Genomic DNA, 15,527 nt, shown 5'->3' on the forward strand with positions numbered 1-15,527 from the left:
TCGATCAGCATCTCGACCCGCGGCAGATGCGCCGGCAGCGCTCCTCTGTTCCTGCGGCGCCGTGCGGCTCGGCTCGATCGCTCGGCAGCATTGGCTGCATCGGTCGCGGCATCACTGCTCGCCTCGACCTGCTCGACCTCCTCCAGGCCGAGCAGCAACTGGTCCTCCGGCAGCGTCTCGGCCCGGCGGCCGAAGCGATGACGCTGCAACTCCTTGATGATCTGCTCGAGCCGCGCGGCGCGCGCCCGTTCGGCCAGCAGCATCGCCTTGAGCGTGCCGGGATCGTCCGGAAGCGTGTCGGCCGTCGTCGCCATGATGCGATTACACCATGCGTCGCGGCATCCCGCGAGCGCGACATGCATACTGATTCACTGTGCCGCAGTTCAACTCGCCTGGATTGGCGACGGTGTCTCGCGCGCGGCGTGGACGCGCTTCCAGTCCAGTCCTTCGAGCAAGGCTGACAGCTGCGCCGCGGTCAGGCGAATGACGCCGTCCTGCACGTTGGGCCAGCAGAACGAACCGGTCTCAAGCCGCTTGGCGAACAGGCACACACCCGTGCCGTCCCAATAGATCAGCTTCACCCGGTCGGCGCGCTTGGCGCGGAACACATACACGGCGCCGGAGAACGGATCGGCCTGGATGCTCTCACGCACCAGGGCCGCGAGCCCCTCGGCACCCTTGCGGAAGTCGACTGGCCTGGTCGCCACCATCACCCGCACCGCGCCCGTCGGACCGATCACGTGCAGGTCTTCAGCGCATGGATCACGGCCGCAACCGTCGCGGCATCCGCGCCGCGGCCGACCCGGACCGCGACGCCGTTGATCTCGAGCTCGATGATGCCGCTGTTCTCGGCGCCCTCGGGCGCCTTCCGGAGGCGTCGGCGCTGCCGCGGTGAGCGCTCCGGCGGCGTGGACGATGGGGTAACGACAGCGGGCACGAACGTCTGCGGCTCGGGAGCCACAGGGATCGCAACCGGCTGTCGCATTTGCCGGCGCCACGTAAACAGCTGTTGCGGCGACAATCCGTGCCGCCGCGCGACCTCCGATACCACGGCTCCCGGGGCCAGCGTCTCCTCGACGAACCGCGCCTTGTCGTCGGCCGAGAACTGCCGGCGTCGGCCGCTCTCCGTGATCACCTCGACCCGACGAACCGAGGTCCTAGGCTCAAGCATATGGTCAAGCTTAGACACAAGCCGATCTCCAATCAGAGATCGATCATTCCTCGCTCGACGCCTTCAATGGAAGGTGGGACCGAAACAGCGCTTACGATGGGAATAGCCCGCTCCACGCTTTACGACGAACCGATCCGTCAGGCTGACGACATCGCCATCGTCGCGGCGATGTCTGGAATCTGCGACGAGTTCGAGCACTATGGCTGGCGACGGGTCCAGGTCACCTCAGGCATCAAGGAGTGGTCGTCAATCACAAGAAGGTCCGCCGTCTTATGCGCGAGCATGACCTTCAGCCCAGAATGCGGCGCCGCTTCACGACAACGACAGACAGCAATCACGACCAGCCGATCTTTCCAAACCTCGCTAAAAACATCGTCCTGAACGGCCCGACCAGCTCTGGGTCGCCGACATCACCTACGTCACCGTTGTCGGCAGCTTCGTCTATATTGCCGTCATTCTGGATGCCTGGTCCCGGCGCGTCGTGGGCTATGCCATCAGCCGTTCCATCGACGCTCTGTTGACACTCGCTGCACTTTCCGTCGCGATTGAGGGAAGAAACGCGCCGCTTGGCTGCGTCCATCATTCTGATAGAGGTTCCCAATATGCTGCCAAGGTGTACCGCGACTACCTTGCCGAGCACGGGATCAAAGGGTCCATGGGTCGGCGAGGAAATCCGTACGACAACGCTAAGGCCGAAAGCTTCATGAAGACGCTGAAGGTTGAGGGCATCTATCCAATGGCGTTCGAGACACTCGCTGACGTCGTCGAAAATCTTCCCCAATTCATCGACCACGTCTACAATACCCAAAGGTTACACTCAGCTCTCGGCTACATCGGCCCTGTACAATTTGAGAAGCAACACGCCCGGCGGACGGTCAATCCAGTAGCCTGATCCTGTCCGCCCCGAGGGGCCCACACCACAGGCTGGTAAAGGCTCACCCAATGAGATGAGACCTTCAGCTTCTTGCTATCGAACCCGTTTTTCCAACCATCGACGAGGCCGAATAAACTGGCGGTGTCGTATTCATCATTTGAGACGGAAGCTCCTTTCTCCGATGAGATGTTCCTGAATGTCTCGGAGGGATAGAGGCAGTGACCGACAATAAGCCCGTCCGAGTAAATCGTGATCCGAACTTTAGTCCTGGCGCGTAGAAGCGGCCATGGACGTAAATGACGTTTATATCGTCAGGGATTATGCTGAAAGACTGTAGATCATTCAACGTGCGACAGGGCGGTCGCTTTCTCGCTCCCGTACTCACGAATGCCGTGTCGAGAGAGGGCGATTCGAGCTTGTATCGCTGGGAGCCCGGGTTGAAGATGGCCTCGACCAAATAAGTTTCACCATTGATCGCTATTCTGAACGACGACGAGAGCTTTCCGTCTGAGGCCGCGGACGTGCTCGTGCGATCGACGCAAAGGTCGTCGCTGCTCATAAGGTCGCCAGTGTCTTTGTGCCTGTATTGGTCTGAGTTATCGAAAATATCGAGCAGCAGATTTTTTGCCGCTCCGTTGGTGACAGCGGACGCCGAGAGCGCCGCATAGCGATCGTAAACGGCGTCGTAGCGAGCGCCGGCATCCATCTGGTCAGTAAGCGATCCGACCCATTTTCGGAATGCGTTCAGGCGGAGTGGCGGGCCCTGTTCAGAAACTCTTCCGCTCCCGATCCCAATATATCGCCGGATTAAATCTGCGGACAGCGGGGTGCTCACGTTCCCGGTCGCAGGAGGCGCGATGCCCACTATGTTCATCTCCTCATCGACGAATTCACCGTACTCCAAATCGTCGATGACCTTCGAAGCGGTTCCATTGTATCCAGTGACAGTTGAAACGATATGACCGTGTTCATCCAAAATGGGCGGAACTTCCGCGATTGAGGGCGGAGATGATGCTCCTGCGCACCACGCGATTTCCTAGATTGGTGTTCTGGGATGAGACGCTGCTGATGCGACCCAATTGCCCCGGCATGACGAGACATTCAAGTTTTTCCGGCCCGATCGATTCGAGGTGGCCCAACCCCTCCGAACCGGCGCTCGAACCCGCTCCGGCGACGGCGAGCATCTGGTACTTCGGCATGTGGATCAAGAGCCGGGCACCATGCCGCACTTCGGCAAAGTATAGCGTGTTTAGAAAGTCCGGGACGAAGATGAGCGCAGGAGATCGTCGCGCGGAGCGCGCACGCCGTCGAGCCGACGAGTCGTATAAATAGGACGAGCCGCAGGTTTGGCGTGGCGCCGATCGGCATCAGAATGTTTATGCCACGCTTTGCCGGCCATTCATAGGCGAGTACGAGCTATGGCGTAGAACCCAGGTAAAGGGCGTTGCGTTCACTGCCTTCAAGAAGGGGTGGAGCGCAATTGGGATCACGTGTTTCCGCGGTCTTGGTATACGGACACGACTGCCGCGGACATGGAAAAGTGGCAGATTCCGTCCTGCGTTGTCTGCAACGACCGTTACAGAAAACTGGAACGCGATTTGATAGGCCGGTTGGGACTGGTACTTGACGCAAGCAACGCCGGTTCAGCCGGGCTCGCTGAGAAGGCATTGCGCGCAACAACCCCGACGCCGCCAACAGCGAGGGTGACGCAGCGGCGCGCGACGCTCGGGCAAAAAAGATTCTACGCGAGACGTACAAAGGAGAAGAGCTCAAGGGAAAGAACGTGGTGCCCGGCCTGGGGAGCGTTGGGATCGTCCTCTTGCGGAGCAGCTCGGAATCAGTATCCCGGAGCGTAGTCTGCCCGGAGCGCCCCGTCTCCGCAACCCCGACCCGCTCCGACGGGTCGAGCGCTACCGTCTTGCCGAATGGCTTCAAAAGAGAATTGACATCAATCCGCAATTAAAGGGCCGATTGACATGTGACCGATAGCTCGGTTGCTGGGTCAGAACGCCTAGCGCGGCTCGAAATCGTCATGCTCGCTCATGCGAGGGGACCGCGTCGCACACAGGCTTGAGCGCCAATGTGTGGTGGGACGATAGGACCACGAGGACCAGAGTCAGAGCTTGGCTCTTTTCGTACTAACGCGTCGCGCTCCAGACAACGTGTCAGGAATCGGACGACGCGAGATCAGCTAGGCAAACCAAATGGCTGAAATTCCGCCGCTTTGGCAGCGAGCCGTGTCGTCTAAGGACTGGTACGTCGCTTGCTTATTGAGAAGCGGAACCACGTCTTCACGCCCTGGCGGTTAAACACATTCGGCTGTGATGGACCCGGGACATCGGTTCTTTGAATAAGAGGGCTAGTAGCATGTCCGGTGTTGCCGCTGCGTTTCTATACTCTTCAAACAACTCACGGGCGACGGTTTATGATCGCCTGAAGCACATGATTCCGAAACTTGCACTTCGTGGGCAGGCGGGTGTCGGCGTTGCTGCGTTCATGCACAACGAAGGGATTCGATATGCGAGAGCGCTTCAATCATCATGCGACTCCGTGCGCATTGAGCCCGATCAACTGGATCCAAATTTTAGACCTCATGTTGCAATCGCCCACATTCGTAGCCGAGGCTGCGGAACCAGCGATGGCGGCGAACTTCCGCCAATTCACCACAATGCGAGCACCACCCGCCATTTGGCAATTTCTTTGGATGGAGCTTTGGTCAATGCCCGTGAACTCAGGGGGGAATTGCTTGCCCATGGCTATAGGTTAGGCGGCAACACGGATGCCGAGCTCTTGCTGAAATGGATTGAACGCACTTGTGAAACAGACTATTGGCGGCACGGTCTGCCCGCCAATTATGAGAACGTCTTTCGCGACATTGATGACCGTATAGACGGCGCTATTAGCGCGCTTTTCCTGGACGGAGAGGGAACTCTGGTTGCATACCGGAATCGATGTGGTTTGCGACCATTAGAAACTATGCAAACAGATGACGGGTTCTTGCTTTTTGCTTCAGAAAATTGTGCGTTTGCCGGTCTAGAGGGTAAGACACAGCAAATCTTGCCAGGCCACATCAAATATGTGGACAGGAAAATGGGGTGCTGCGTTGATCGTTCCGTGAGCAACGGGCGATACAAAGCCAAACTCTGCGCCTACGAATCTCTCTACTTAGGAAATCCGAACACATCGATCGAAGGCCAATCACATTTCGAAACCCGTTACAACATCGGAGCCGCCCTTGGCGGCCTTGTCGCGAAGCGATTGCAAGGAGAATCAGGCTCGGTGCTCACAGTCGTTTCCTCGATGCCGCATACTGGAGGTCCGTACGCTGATGGTCTGTTTGCCTCTCTCGCCGAATACGGCATGCTCGCTCAGCGTCGGGAAGTAGTCGCAACGCAATTTTCTCAGCGAACTCTCCTTGGTATACCCAACCAACGAAAGTCTCGCATTGCTCTAAAGTACTGCGTTTCGGGAACTAGCCTTGCTAAAACTACGATAATAATTGCCGACGAGGCCCTCATTCGGGGCGACACCAGTCAGGCTGTCACGAAAATGCTGCTTGCCGCTGGAGCCAAAGCCGTACATTGGGCGATCGGCTCGCCGCCTATAGTGGCTCCGAATTACTACGGCATGGGTATCGACACACTAGATGAGTTGGCATTCTGGCAGATATGGAAACGATTGCCGCCCGAACAGCGCGCGCAAAGCCTTCGCTTTCACAAGATGGGGTCGCAAGTTCGCAAAACCATCGAAAGTAATATTGCCGCATCCATCAACGCAGCCACGATAACGTATCTGCCGTTTCCACTTCTAGTATCATTGTTGCCCGGCAGCCAAGACGGCTTCGATTTGTCGCCGTTTACATTCGAGATGCCAACTCCTGCAGGGCAGGAGCGCGCGAATAGGAGTTTGCTCGACCTCGTGGCCGACCTTCGCTATTCGGAATCATCCCTGCTTGAGGTCAGATCATGATGAAACCCGTTCTCGTCTTCGATTGGAATGGAACGCTGCTCGACGATGCGTACGCACTGCTCGAAACGACCAATGCCATACTAAATCGCTTTGGTCGTGCAACGATCGACATGAAGACGTTTCGAAAACATTGCGACGTTCCGCTATCTCGTCTTTATCTCAGGCTCGGACTGTCGCAAGACGAGCTTGCAACAGTGGATCGCGATGGGAGTGCAATCTTTCACGACGCCTACGAGCGTCTTGCGAATAGAGCCGATCTGCGCGAGGGCGCCCGCAGAGTCTTGGAGTTGGCGCGCATAGAAGGGGCTTCGTCCATCATCGTGAGCAACCATATAGTCGACCCTCTGCGCTCCCAATTGAGACGACTTGGAATCAATGACTACATCGACGATGTGCTCGCCTTTGAAAGCCGCGACACCCAATATAAATCGATGAGCAAAGGAGAGCGGCTTCGTCTATACATGCAGAAGAACAACTTGAAGCCGACGTCAACCGTTATCATTGGCGATATGCCGGTCGAGACGGATATTGCACGGAATCTCGGACTCATAAGTATATCCATTACCGGAGGATTTGTTTCGGAGTCGCGCTTGCGGGCAGCGCATCCAGACTACACCATTAGCAACCATCATGAGCTCTTGCCAATCTTACGAAGCCACGGTTTTTTTCGGAATGCATCATGATTGGCGAGGAGTTATCATCCAACGTCACTCCTGAAACAGTGAAGCAGAGAATAGGCCTTATCGGAGCTGGACGCATGGGAACCGGTATGGGCATCAGCCTGTTGCGTCAGCAAATCGAGCTGCATATCAAAGCCAACAGGAATCGCTTCGGTGCGGATCGCTTGACTGGTGCGGGCGCCCGTGAACATCCTTCAATCGCTGAGTTGGCGCGGCATGTAAGTGTCGTTCTGTTATCCTTGCCCTCCAGCCGCGAGGTTGAGGCAGTCTGCCTTGGGCAAGATGGGCTGTTCGTCCATATGCCCCGAGGAGGATTAATAATTGACTGCTCGACCTCTTATCCTGCTTCGACGGTTGCACTCGCTGAGCAAGCCCAAAAACGCGGCCTAAGCTTTATAGATGCTCCAGTAACGCGGAGTCCCGAACAAGCAGAGTTAGGCCGTCTCAACGCGATCGTTGGGTCGAATGAAAAGCTGTTTCCTGTGGCTGAAGGCGTTCTTGCTGCATTTTGTGAGACGGTTCTTCATGTCGGAGATGTCGGACAAGGTCACAAGCTCAAGCTTGTTTACAACAGCATGACTATGGGGATAGCGGCGGTAGCCGCGGAGGTTTGCCAATTTGCGTGCGGTGTTGACGTCGATCTCGGAACGCTCCGCTCTCTGGTTGGTCGGGGCTCCACTAACAGCGGAATATTTCAAGGCTTCGTGGCCTTTTTGTTGGGCGAGAAACCCGATGTTCTGGCAATCTCAATTGCGAACTCCGCAAAGGATATTGAGTGCGCTGTGCGCCTAGCAGGCGAGAGCGCAGTTTCGGTGCCGGTGTTGGCCGCCGCCGCGCACAAATTAAATGCCTCAGTTGTTGCGGGCAAAGGCGAGCTCACACTCCCTCATCTGTCCCGCCCCATGAGGATTTCGGCGTGCTGATAGCGTTGCAGAGTCGGCTCAAACCGCTTGGCCGGTGGGTGGCTAGTCTACTCGCAGTCACGGCGAGAGAACGGTTCCCGCGCGCTCTCGACCACCTTCCATAAGCGGCGGTACCGCGTCACATCCTAGCCTCGCTTGCGCAGGCGATTGCGGCCGCAGCACACGCGCAGTAGCCGGTGGCTCGATCACCAAGCGCTCACTGGGCAGATGCTCGGGAATTCTGACCCTCAAGCGCGATTGCGGACGCACTGCCGCACTGTGGCAAACTTGGCCAGAGTCACTTCTGACGCCAGCTCGTGTTGCGTGGCATCGGCGCCCAACTCTAGGAGTGCAGACGGCCAACGTTCGATCAGCCGCGCCGAACGTTCCGAACGCGGGCTGTAGACCTGTTGCTTTCGTTTGGCTATCTGGAGCCTCTGATCGGTCAGGTCTTCTGGCTAACGATCACCTCGAGCGCGGTTTCGCCACGCTCGAGCTAGCGCACTTCAGTGCTCCGGGCATCTTTAGATCGACCAGGGTCTTGCGATGCGGTGAGCACTAAGGGGACAATCTCCAGGAACTCATTGCGCTCTGTCTGATGCGCCATGCGCTGGAAGACCGCCGGGTGGGAGTGATCGGGTCGCGACGATGCCACCGGTACGAACGATCATGATCGGCTCGTCGCGGCGGCGATCGGTGGCCCCGAGGTGAGGCGTCTCCGCCGCAAAGGCTTCGTTGACCATGCACTGTGGGCGCGCGGTTGGGAACGCCGCCGATCGCCTCGGAGGCCGCCATGTGACAGCGCAGGACCGTTTGCATGCTGGTGTCTCGGAGGCAACCTCGAACGGCGTTTGCGATCCGCAAAGGGAGGACCGCCATAACAAAGCTCAAGCTTGGACCGCTTGCTCACGACCGAGCTGCCGGCGGCGGTCCGAGATCTCAAAAGCTTTCGCTGAGAGTTTGACGCGTAGCGGAGGCGCGACGACAGCGGCCGAATCGGCAAAATGATTGTCCCGATAATCGAGCGTTTCATGACAACCGACCGCGCCCTTCCGACGGCGACGAAATGCTGCTCAGCCGGCACCTGAGCCAGCCCGGATACCACGAAGCCGGTCGAGAAACGGACGCAATAGGCGCGGAAGCTCAGCCGAGTTGGCCTCTCGTCATCATGCACCTCGCGAAAGGTGAATCCCGGATAGGCAGCGCCACACCCCAGCCGGCGCCCACCGAGGTGAGGAGTCGGTCAAGCGCCACATCAAGACGAGGCACAGGGCATGGATCGGTAGTTCCCATTTTGCTGATGAGCAGCATATGAAATTCCGGTTGGGCGTCATTCTGTGACAACAAAATCGTTTCGATGCCTCAGTTCGACCCAATGAACTACATTGTGGGCAGTCAACGGATGGTTCTCGGGAAGAGCAACAATGACACGTTCGCGCCAGATCAATAGATGACCTATCGCTCGCACCTTGGACTGGGTTCTGCCACGAAAGTGATGTCAATAGCCGAAACTGAGAAGGCCAGAGATCAGATGGTCCCTCGCTCAGTCGGTCTTGAGGCGAGCCGCCAATGCTTTCGTATCATCCGCGATGCGCAGGGGCGGCATCGAAGAATCCCTGACCCTGGATCGTCGGTCGCGTGCCCCCGTTTGTCTGCTCGAACAGCGTACTTCCAAGCGTCTGTTCGAGATTTCGCAGGCAGCGACTGGGCGTCGACTGCTTTACTCTGAAAGTCTCTGCTGCTTGGCGAAGTCTTTGATTCCGGGACATGGCGACCGCCCAACGTAAATCGCGAAATTCCACTGACACGATCGAAGCCCTATGGCGAGTTGTCGATGACCAAAGCTTGAAGGGGACACGCCATTTTTCGGCAATGCTCAGTCCTTCTTAATGTTGCGGTCGCGTGGTCGCTTCTCAGGTTGTGACGTGGATATCATCGTTGAGTTGCTGAGCGCGGCCGCGAACCGCGCGCTGCATCACTCGGCCGCCGCAAGTTCGATCTGCGGCAATGGCGTATTGGAGTTGAGCGAACTCGACATTCACATTTCGGTCTATCCCGAGCGATTTAGTAGAATCATCGTATCCCATGACCATCTCGTCCACCCGCAAAACAGGGCTATAAGGTTGTATTACGATTTTGAAGATTTTTGCGTTAGGACCACAACGTGGCAACTCCACCTCGTTCAGGCTGTGGCGCGCACACAATTCCGCATAAGACCCTAGAAATCTGGCTGAAACAGAAAAATCTCAATCTGAATGATGCCCGCGGCGAGGCTCGAATCGCCGGTCGACGTATTTTTAGTTTTTTGCGGCCCTGGTGGCCTTGTCCAAACGCTCACTCCTCACCGAGCTTGTTGAGAAACCGCTCGACGGTTGCGGTGCCGACATTCGCCTCGCACGGAATGTGTCTGATCGTCAGCCCTTCAAATGCCTGCCTCCAGTAGTTGATGGATTTTGATCAACGCGGAACGGGATTGCAGGCAACGGCTTCGGTATCACTGAGCTGACAATTCTGATCTTCGGAAGAATTGAAGACAAAAATGGGAGGAGGACGACAGGCACGGAATTGCGTGCGGGGTGAATCAATGCCCAAGCGGTGAGCCACGCTCCTTATTGAACTCGATTAATTCTATGGACAGCTAAGAGACTGCGTGTCTCGGAGCTCGGGTGGTGTTGTGCGTCTGCCCGGGCGTATCGCTGCCCCAATCGTCTATCGCTTGGTTCGTAGACCGGAAGGCTGGTGCGCTGGAGGACGTCCGATATGAGTATTGAGGTTAGCCAAGGAAAGCTGATCATCCCGCGCGTGGAGACCGCGATCCACAGCGGCTTTGCTGTCAACCCCGAGCGGATTCGGTCCCAGATTGAGGGGGCGGCGGTCATGGGGCTCAACAATTTCATCGGCGAGATTTCGTTCGCGAAGGGCCGCGACGAGCAGGGTAATTTTGATAACTATCCAGTGGCCCGCATCGACAACGCACCGATAAACGTGCGTGCTTACATCGTTTCGAATGGTTCTGACGTGCCCGCGGGCGGTGTCGGCGAGCCGGGACCGCCTTTTCTGCCGGCGCTCCGCAACGCGATCTTCGCCGCGACGGGCCAACGCATAAGTTCGCTTCTTGGAGGCAATCAGATCCGAGTCTAGACGACCAGATATCAATCGTCGATCGCCTCGGACTGCGATCGAGCGCGAACACAATCAACAAAACAATTTACCACTAAAGGAGTGAAAGGGATGTCCAACGTAAGCAGGACAAAAGCTGGAGTTTTGGGTACCGTCAGCACGGTCGTGGGGATTGGCATAATGGCAGGCCTCCTCGGGAGTGCGGCGGTCGCTTCCGATGAAACGTCGGAAAAGCGGCTTCTCAATGCGACGCAGGAAACGAGCAACTGGTTGCATCACCACCGCGACTACACGGCACAGCGTTACTCTCCGCTCAACCAGATCAATCGCAACACGGTCAAGGGGCTGCACGTGGCCTGGACAATGGCTCTGGGCGGTATCGAGGGTGGCGGTATTTGGAGCCACGGCGGTCTCGAGGGGACTCCGATTGTCGAGAATGGATTCATGTATGTCACCGACGGGTGGGGATCTGTCTACAAAATCGATCTCCACGGCGGGAACGGAAACCTGATCTGGAAAATGGATCCGAAGACCGATCACGACTGGGCGGGCGCAATTGCTTGTTGCGGGGTTAACAATCGAGGCGCTGCGTTATGGGGCAATTTTGTAATCTCTCATACCCTCGATGGGCGATTGGTTGCGACCAATAAGGAGGACGGCAAAGTCGCTTGGGAGCGCAATGTAGCCGATCCCGACAAGGGCGAAGTGATCACTGGCGCGCCGTTGATCGTCAAGAACATGGCTATTACGGGAGTAGCGGGTGCCGAGTACGGCATCCGCGGCTGGATTGCTGCCACTGACTTGAAGTCTCAAAAGGAAGTTTGGCGAACCTATACGATTCCGGACAAGGGCGAGCCAGGTAACGAGACGTGGAAGGATGATCACGATTCGTGGAAAACCGGTGGGGGATCTACCTGGGTGACCGGGTCGTACGATCCCCAAGCTCACTTGATCTACTGGGGCGTCGGAAATCCTGGGCCGGATTTTGATACTGAGTACCGTCAGGGCGACAATCTCTACACTGACAGTACTCTTGCGCTGGATCCGGACACCGGGAAGGTTAAATGGCACTTTCAGCACACACCAAACGATCCGTTCGACTATGATAGTGTTGCGGAGAGAGTTCTCGTCGACCTCCCGTTCAAGGGAAACGCGCGCAAGGTGGTACTTGAAGCCGATCGCAACGGCTTCGGTTACGCGCTCGACCGCACCGACGGCTCTTTCCTTTGGGCAACCCCGTTCGTGAAGAAGGTGACCTGGACCAAGGGCATCAACCCCGAGACCGGAAAACCGATTGAGTACGATCCCAGCAAAGCGGTACAGACCTATGATCCTCAGGCGACGCTGAACCGGAAGAACACGCATGTCACCGTTTGTCCCGGACATAACGGTGGCAAAAACTGGCCGCCTACTGCGTACAATCCAGACTTGAAGACCTGGTACATCCCGGTCATCGAGAGCTGTGACGAATTGGATAACAAGGAGACCAAACCTGGCGATTGGAAGGCTCGTGAATTCTTCACAGGGGGCGGTCCAGTCGTGAAGATGTCGATAACAGGAAGCGTAACCGCCATTGACGCGACCACAGGTAAGGTCACGGGCAAATATGAGACCAGGTATCCAATGCTGGGCGGGCTACTTGCAACGCCCGAATTGGTGTTCGCTGGCCACCCATCCGGAGAGCTCTACGCTCTCGATGCCAAGACTCTGAACAAGGTATGGGAATTCAATACGGGTGGCGGCGTCAACGCTCCCCCCATGACGTTCTCGGTCGACGGAAGCCAATATATTGCGATTCTCGTCGGACTGGGCGGCGCCTGGGACAAGTGGAACCTCGATTCCACAAAAGGCCTTGAGAAGGTCCCCCCGGGCTCCATGCTGTACGTTTTCAAGCTGTGATCCGCAGCGCCGAAGCGTGCTCGCCCCACTTCGTAATTTAAGAGGGAAGAATGGAATTCAAGATCGTGCGCCCGAACAAACGGGCAAACTGCGCGATTCGCGTTAGCGTGATCTGCTTGATCGTGGGTGGTGGCTTGGCCCTTCTCGCGACAGGAGACTTTGCTTGGGGCGAAGGTGGCGCGCCCGTACCGGGGCAGGTTATTAAAGGCGCACACCGCACGCAGGATGAAGGGCAGCGCATCTACGAAAAGGCAAATTGCGTAGGCTGCCACAAATGGCATGGCGATGGGGGCGGCGGCTATGGAGGCGCAGCGCTTTCGTTGCGAGCAACGCAGCTCACTCGCGATCAAATCGTCGAGATTGTCCATTGCGGGCGGCCGGGATCGGGAATGCCGCATTTTGATCGCGACGCGTACAAGGACTACCGATGCTATTCGGGCGTCACGGCTCACGATTTGGGCGAGGACCTGCCTCCGGATGCGGCTACATTTCTCCGGCCGAAGGAAATTGAGGGGGTCGTTGATTATGTTCTAGAGCACATCAAAGGTAAGGGAGCGACAAGCTATCAAGACTGCATTGACTTCTTCGGAGACGGCTCGAGAGCCTGTGAAGTCTATAAGAACAGCTCGGGCCATTTGCAAGCAACCGGAACGGCAGAGAAGCGATGAAACATCGACGATGGGTCTGGGCGTTATCGCTGTTGCTTCTCTTGGTCGCTTGCGGCGATGCGAACGCAGGCGAAGCGATCGACTTACGCGACCTGAATCTTGGGATGTCAGTCGCTAGCATCCCGTCCGAGGAGTACATCAATCTCGCATGCGCCGAGAAGGAGGGCGCCAAGCTAGCGGGCTGGAGCGAATTTCGGACGTGTCCCGCTGATGAAATGGGTTTGCGTGGTATCTCGTTTCGTTTCAACGACGAAGTCAATCCGCTGGCGGCGCTGAGCGATAAATATCAAGGTACGAAGCTCGGCGGCCATCCCGTGCTGCTGACAGGGCTAGTAGACAGCAGCGGCGCGTTGCAAGGTATTCGGATCGACACGGATCCGAACGCACGTCTCTTCTGGCGTAAGAAGGCGTATCTTTTGGCACTTTCTGTGAGAGCTCGGTACGGCGAGGCGGGGTGGATGTGCCGAGAGGCGGAGTCCTATGACGGAGAAAATCCGGTGGGCGGTCTAATTATCAAGGAGCACTGCGAGAAGCGCTCAGAGCGGCGTCACTTGATTTTGGATCGGGAACTCTATCGGCGCGCCAGCCAGCCTCTTTCGGACTTTGTCAATGCGACGCACCTCGTCATTGAACAGACGACAGATCGCTGACCGGACATTGGTTGCGAACGACCGGGCTACTTTGATCTAGCGCTCTTCGGGTCGGCGACCACAACAGCCGCTGTCCATGAAGGTGGAGAATCATTGACGTCCGAAGCGTGATCACCGCTCCGCGCCCTCTCGTCGTGGTAGAGCAGGATTGGGTGGCGATTCACCGCCGGTCCCCAGGCGCGCCCTGAGGACCGGCGGCACGATCAACTGAGGAACTTTCGAATGGCCCTTCTGGGGAGAATCACTCCGGCCTCAAAAAACAGAACCGAGATCGAGCACTGCGACAGCTGTTTTGCCCTTAGAAGCATGCTTGAGATCAGTTGGCTCAGAACAGTGACACCCGCCAGGCGTGAGCTGTGGCCCAGCTTTGGATTGCCCGAAGCCGGCGAGCGACCTGTTTATCAAGTAACTGGAGTTGATGGGGACCTCTCATGGTTCTATGGGCGGCTGCTCAGACGCAAGAGCTTTGTCACGAACCACAGGCAGCTCCGTCAAGAGTTGTCAACTATCAGCATCGTCAGTTGCCGCCGGGATGGCCACCATGCGACAGCTATTTTTGACAGCTTACATTGGAGGCCGAGTTTATGTTTTCCGAGTTTGAAAACGAGTGCATAAACCGGGAAGTCGAGAGGCTCAATCTTCCCAACTCTCGGATCAAGCACTTCGCCCCGGCTAGCTACGCACAAGCCGGAGAAGACGTTATTCTGGAAGGAATTTTGGCCGCGAAACTCTGCAAAAGCCAAAGATCTTGGGAGAGTGTGTTCTATGTCGAGATCGGCGCCAATCACCCCATCTCCACCTCGAATACCTACCTTATGTATCAAAGAAGCGCGCAAGGTGTTCTCGTCGAACCCAATCCTGAATTGGGAGCGCTGATCCGGACAGTGCGCCCGAGAGACGTTCTCGTGCCGTCCGTTGTCTTGCCTGCTCCGCAGGCCTCTGCCACCCTCTTCATCGGAAACGCCCATGAGTTGTCTTCTTTGGACGAAGCACATATCAAAAGCTTCGGAGACTTCGACGGCGTAGGAGGTGTCCGAGAGCATATCGAGGTGACCGCTGTCGGCATCAACGAACTATTGATCCCTTATGCAAACCAAATCGATTTCTTGTCGATCGATTGCGAAGGACTAGATTACGATCTCGTCGAGGCCATTGACCACGAGCGTATCAAACCTGCTGTGATCCAATGCGAGCCAAGTGAGCATTTTCTCGATGGCAACACGGCTCGGATTATAAATCTGATGGAGAGCAGAGCGTACCGTCTTGCTGCAATTACTGACATAAACGTCATCTTCGAGAGATTGAGCTAATGCAGCCACCAGAATCAACCCAGTCTATGAGTCTCTCCGGCGCGTCCCATTGATTGACATGCAGGCGCACGATCTCCATCAGACAAAGACGTGTCGTGGTGAAATGTCGAGCGGCATGGGTAATGCGTCAGCATGGGCAATGGGTCAACCAATAGCCCGCGAAGCTATCTGGCCGACGTGCTGGAGCGTGCCCGATAGCAACCGATCCGCTGGCAGACCGGTCTCGTCTGCTTCCTCCCTCGACTTCAGCCGCTGTTGGACAGGTCCAGCAGCGGCCTTTTTTC

At 56.9% G+C, this 15,527-nt stretch carries 16 protein-coding genes and 1 pseudogene; 10 read left to right on the forward strand and 7 right to left on the reverse strand.

The window, feature by feature from the left end:
- The 3 genes from ABIC03_RS25450 to tnpA form a co-directional block, all read right to left on the reverse strand.
- On the reverse strand, window positions 1-314 hold a 314-nt coding region (locus ABIC03_RS25450; RefSeq protein WP_354062050.1), incomplete at its 3' end, for an IS66 family transposase.
- Window positions 315-383: 69 nt separating this feature from the next.
- Window positions 384-740 (reverse strand): IS66 family insertion sequence element accessory protein TnpB, encoded by a 357-nt coding sequence (tnpB, locus tag ABIC03_RS25455; RefSeq protein WP_007606730.1) that lies wholly within the window; start codon window positions 738-740, stop codon window positions 384-386.
- The gene (gene tnpA, locus ABIC03_RS25460) at window positions 737-1,171 is read right to left on the reverse strand and encodes an IS66-like element accessory protein TnpA (protein ID WP_354062052.1); all 435 of its coding nucleotides are present in this window, start codon (window positions 1,169-1,171) and stop codon (window positions 737-739) included. Before tnpA ends, tnpB begins: the two co-directional genes overlap by 4 nt.
- Window positions 1,172-1,410: 239 nt before the next feature.
- Between tnpA and ABIC03_RS25465 the strand changes: the two genes are divergently transcribed.
- Window positions 1,411-1,692, forward strand: a complete 282-nt coding sequence (locus tag ABIC03_RS25465) for an IS3 family transposase (protein WP_354062054.1) — start codon at window positions 1,411-1,413, stop codon at window positions 1,690-1,692.
- On the forward strand, window positions 1,581-2,063 hold the full coding sequence (locus tag ABIC03_RS25470; RefSeq protein ID WP_354062629.1) for an IS3 family transposase: 483 nt from the start codon (window positions 1,581-1,583) through the stop codon (window positions 2,061-2,063). The genes ABIC03_RS25465 and ABIC03_RS25470 overlap by 112 nt, the downstream gene beginning before the upstream one ends.
- A 64-nt stretch (window positions 2,064-2,127) precedes the next feature.
- On the opposite strand, the gene ABIC03_RS25475 is transcribed toward ABIC03_RS25470, so the two are convergent.
- Window positions 2,128-3,021 (reverse strand): hypothetical protein, encoded by an 894-nt coding sequence (locus tag ABIC03_RS25475; RefSeq protein WP_354062056.1) that lies wholly within the window; start codon window positions 3,019-3,021, stop codon window positions 2,128-2,130.
- Window positions 3,014-3,253, reverse strand: coding sequence for a hypothetical protein (locus ABIC03_RS25480; RefSeq protein WP_354062058.1), 240 nt, complete (start codon window positions 3,251-3,253; stop codon window positions 3,014-3,016). The genes ABIC03_RS25475 and ABIC03_RS25480 overlap by 8 nt, the downstream gene beginning before the upstream one ends.
- 1,159 nt (window positions 3,254-4,412) lie before the next feature.
- Between ABIC03_RS25480 and ABIC03_RS25485 the strand changes: the two genes are divergently transcribed.
- Genes ABIC03_RS25485 through ABIC03_RS25495 form a run of 3 tightly spaced genes read left to right on the forward strand, consistent with a single transcriptional unit; the run spans window position 4,413 to window position 7,617 of the window.
- The gene (locus ABIC03_RS25485) at window positions 4,413-6,014 is read left to right on the forward strand and encodes an amidophosphoribosyltransferase (protein WP_354062060.1); all 1,602 of its coding nucleotides are present in this window, start codon (window positions 4,413-4,415) and stop codon (window positions 6,012-6,014) included.
- Entirely contained in the window at window positions 6,014-6,697 is a 684-nt protein-coding gene (locus tag ABIC03_RS25490; RefSeq protein ID WP_346283412.1) for an HAD family hydrolase, read from the forward strand. Before ABIC03_RS25485 ends, ABIC03_RS25490 begins: the two co-directional genes overlap by 1 nt.
- Entirely contained in the window at window positions 6,694-7,617 is a 924-nt protein-coding gene (locus ABIC03_RS25495) for an NAD(P)-dependent oxidoreductase (RefSeq protein ID WP_283018053.1), read from the forward strand. The genes ABIC03_RS25490 and ABIC03_RS25495 overlap by 4 nt, the downstream gene beginning before the upstream one ends.
- A 50-nt stretch (window positions 7,618-7,667) precedes the next feature.
- Here the strand turns inward: ABIC03_RS25495 and ABIC03_RS25500 are convergent.
- Window positions 7,668-8,045 (reverse strand): annotated as a pseudogene (locus ABIC03_RS25500) (IS66 family transposase); the annotation flags it as partial.
- Window positions 8,046-9,176: 1,131 nt separating this feature from the next.
- The gene (locus ABIC03_RS25505; protein WP_283018814.1) at window positions 9,177-9,365 is read right to left on the reverse strand and encodes a helix-turn-helix domain-containing protein; all 189 of its coding nucleotides are present in this window, start codon (window positions 9,363-9,365) and stop codon (window positions 9,177-9,179) included.
- Between the two features lie 991 nt (window positions 9,366-10,356).
- Here ABIC03_RS25505 and ABIC03_RS25510 point away from each other — a divergent pair.
- From ABIC03_RS25510 to ABIC03_RS25530, 5 genes are all read left to right on the forward strand, one after another.
- Entirely contained in the window at window positions 10,357-10,737 is a 381-nt protein-coding gene (locus tag ABIC03_RS25510) for a hypothetical protein (RefSeq protein WP_354062062.1), read from the forward strand.
- A gap of 90 nt (window positions 10,738-10,827) precedes the next feature.
- Window positions 10,828-12,615: a PQQ-dependent dehydrogenase, methanol/ethanol family gene (locus tag ABIC03_RS25515; RefSeq protein ID WP_354062064.1), complete on the forward strand. Its 1,788-nt coding sequence runs from the start codon at window positions 10,828-10,830 to the stop codon at window positions 12,613-12,615.
- 50 nt (window positions 12,616-12,665) lie between these two features.
- Complete coding sequence (locus ABIC03_RS25520) at window positions 12,666-13,283, forward strand: c-type cytochrome (RefSeq protein ID WP_354062066.1); 618 nt, start codon at window positions 12,666-12,668, stop codon at window positions 13,281-13,283.
- On the forward strand, window positions 13,280-13,933 hold the full coding sequence (locus tag ABIC03_RS25525) for a hypothetical protein (RefSeq protein ID WP_354062068.1): 654 nt from the start codon (window positions 13,280-13,282) through the stop codon (window positions 13,931-13,933). Before ABIC03_RS25520 ends, ABIC03_RS25525 begins: the two co-directional genes overlap by 4 nt.
- A gap of 584 nt (window positions 13,934-14,517) precedes the next feature.
- Window positions 14,518-15,243, forward strand: a complete 726-nt coding sequence (locus ABIC03_RS25530) for an FkbM family methyltransferase (protein ID WP_354062070.1) — start codon at window positions 14,518-14,520, stop codon at window positions 15,241-15,243.
- The last annotated feature ends 284 nt before the right edge of the window (window positions 15,244-15,527 follow it).

Origin of the sequence: Bradyrhizobium sp. RT6a (assembly GCF_040547675.1) — a bacterium.
In the GTDB taxonomy this organism is placed as follows: Bacteria; Pseudomonadota; Alphaproteobacteria; order Rhizobiales; family Xanthobacteraceae; genus Bradyrhizobium.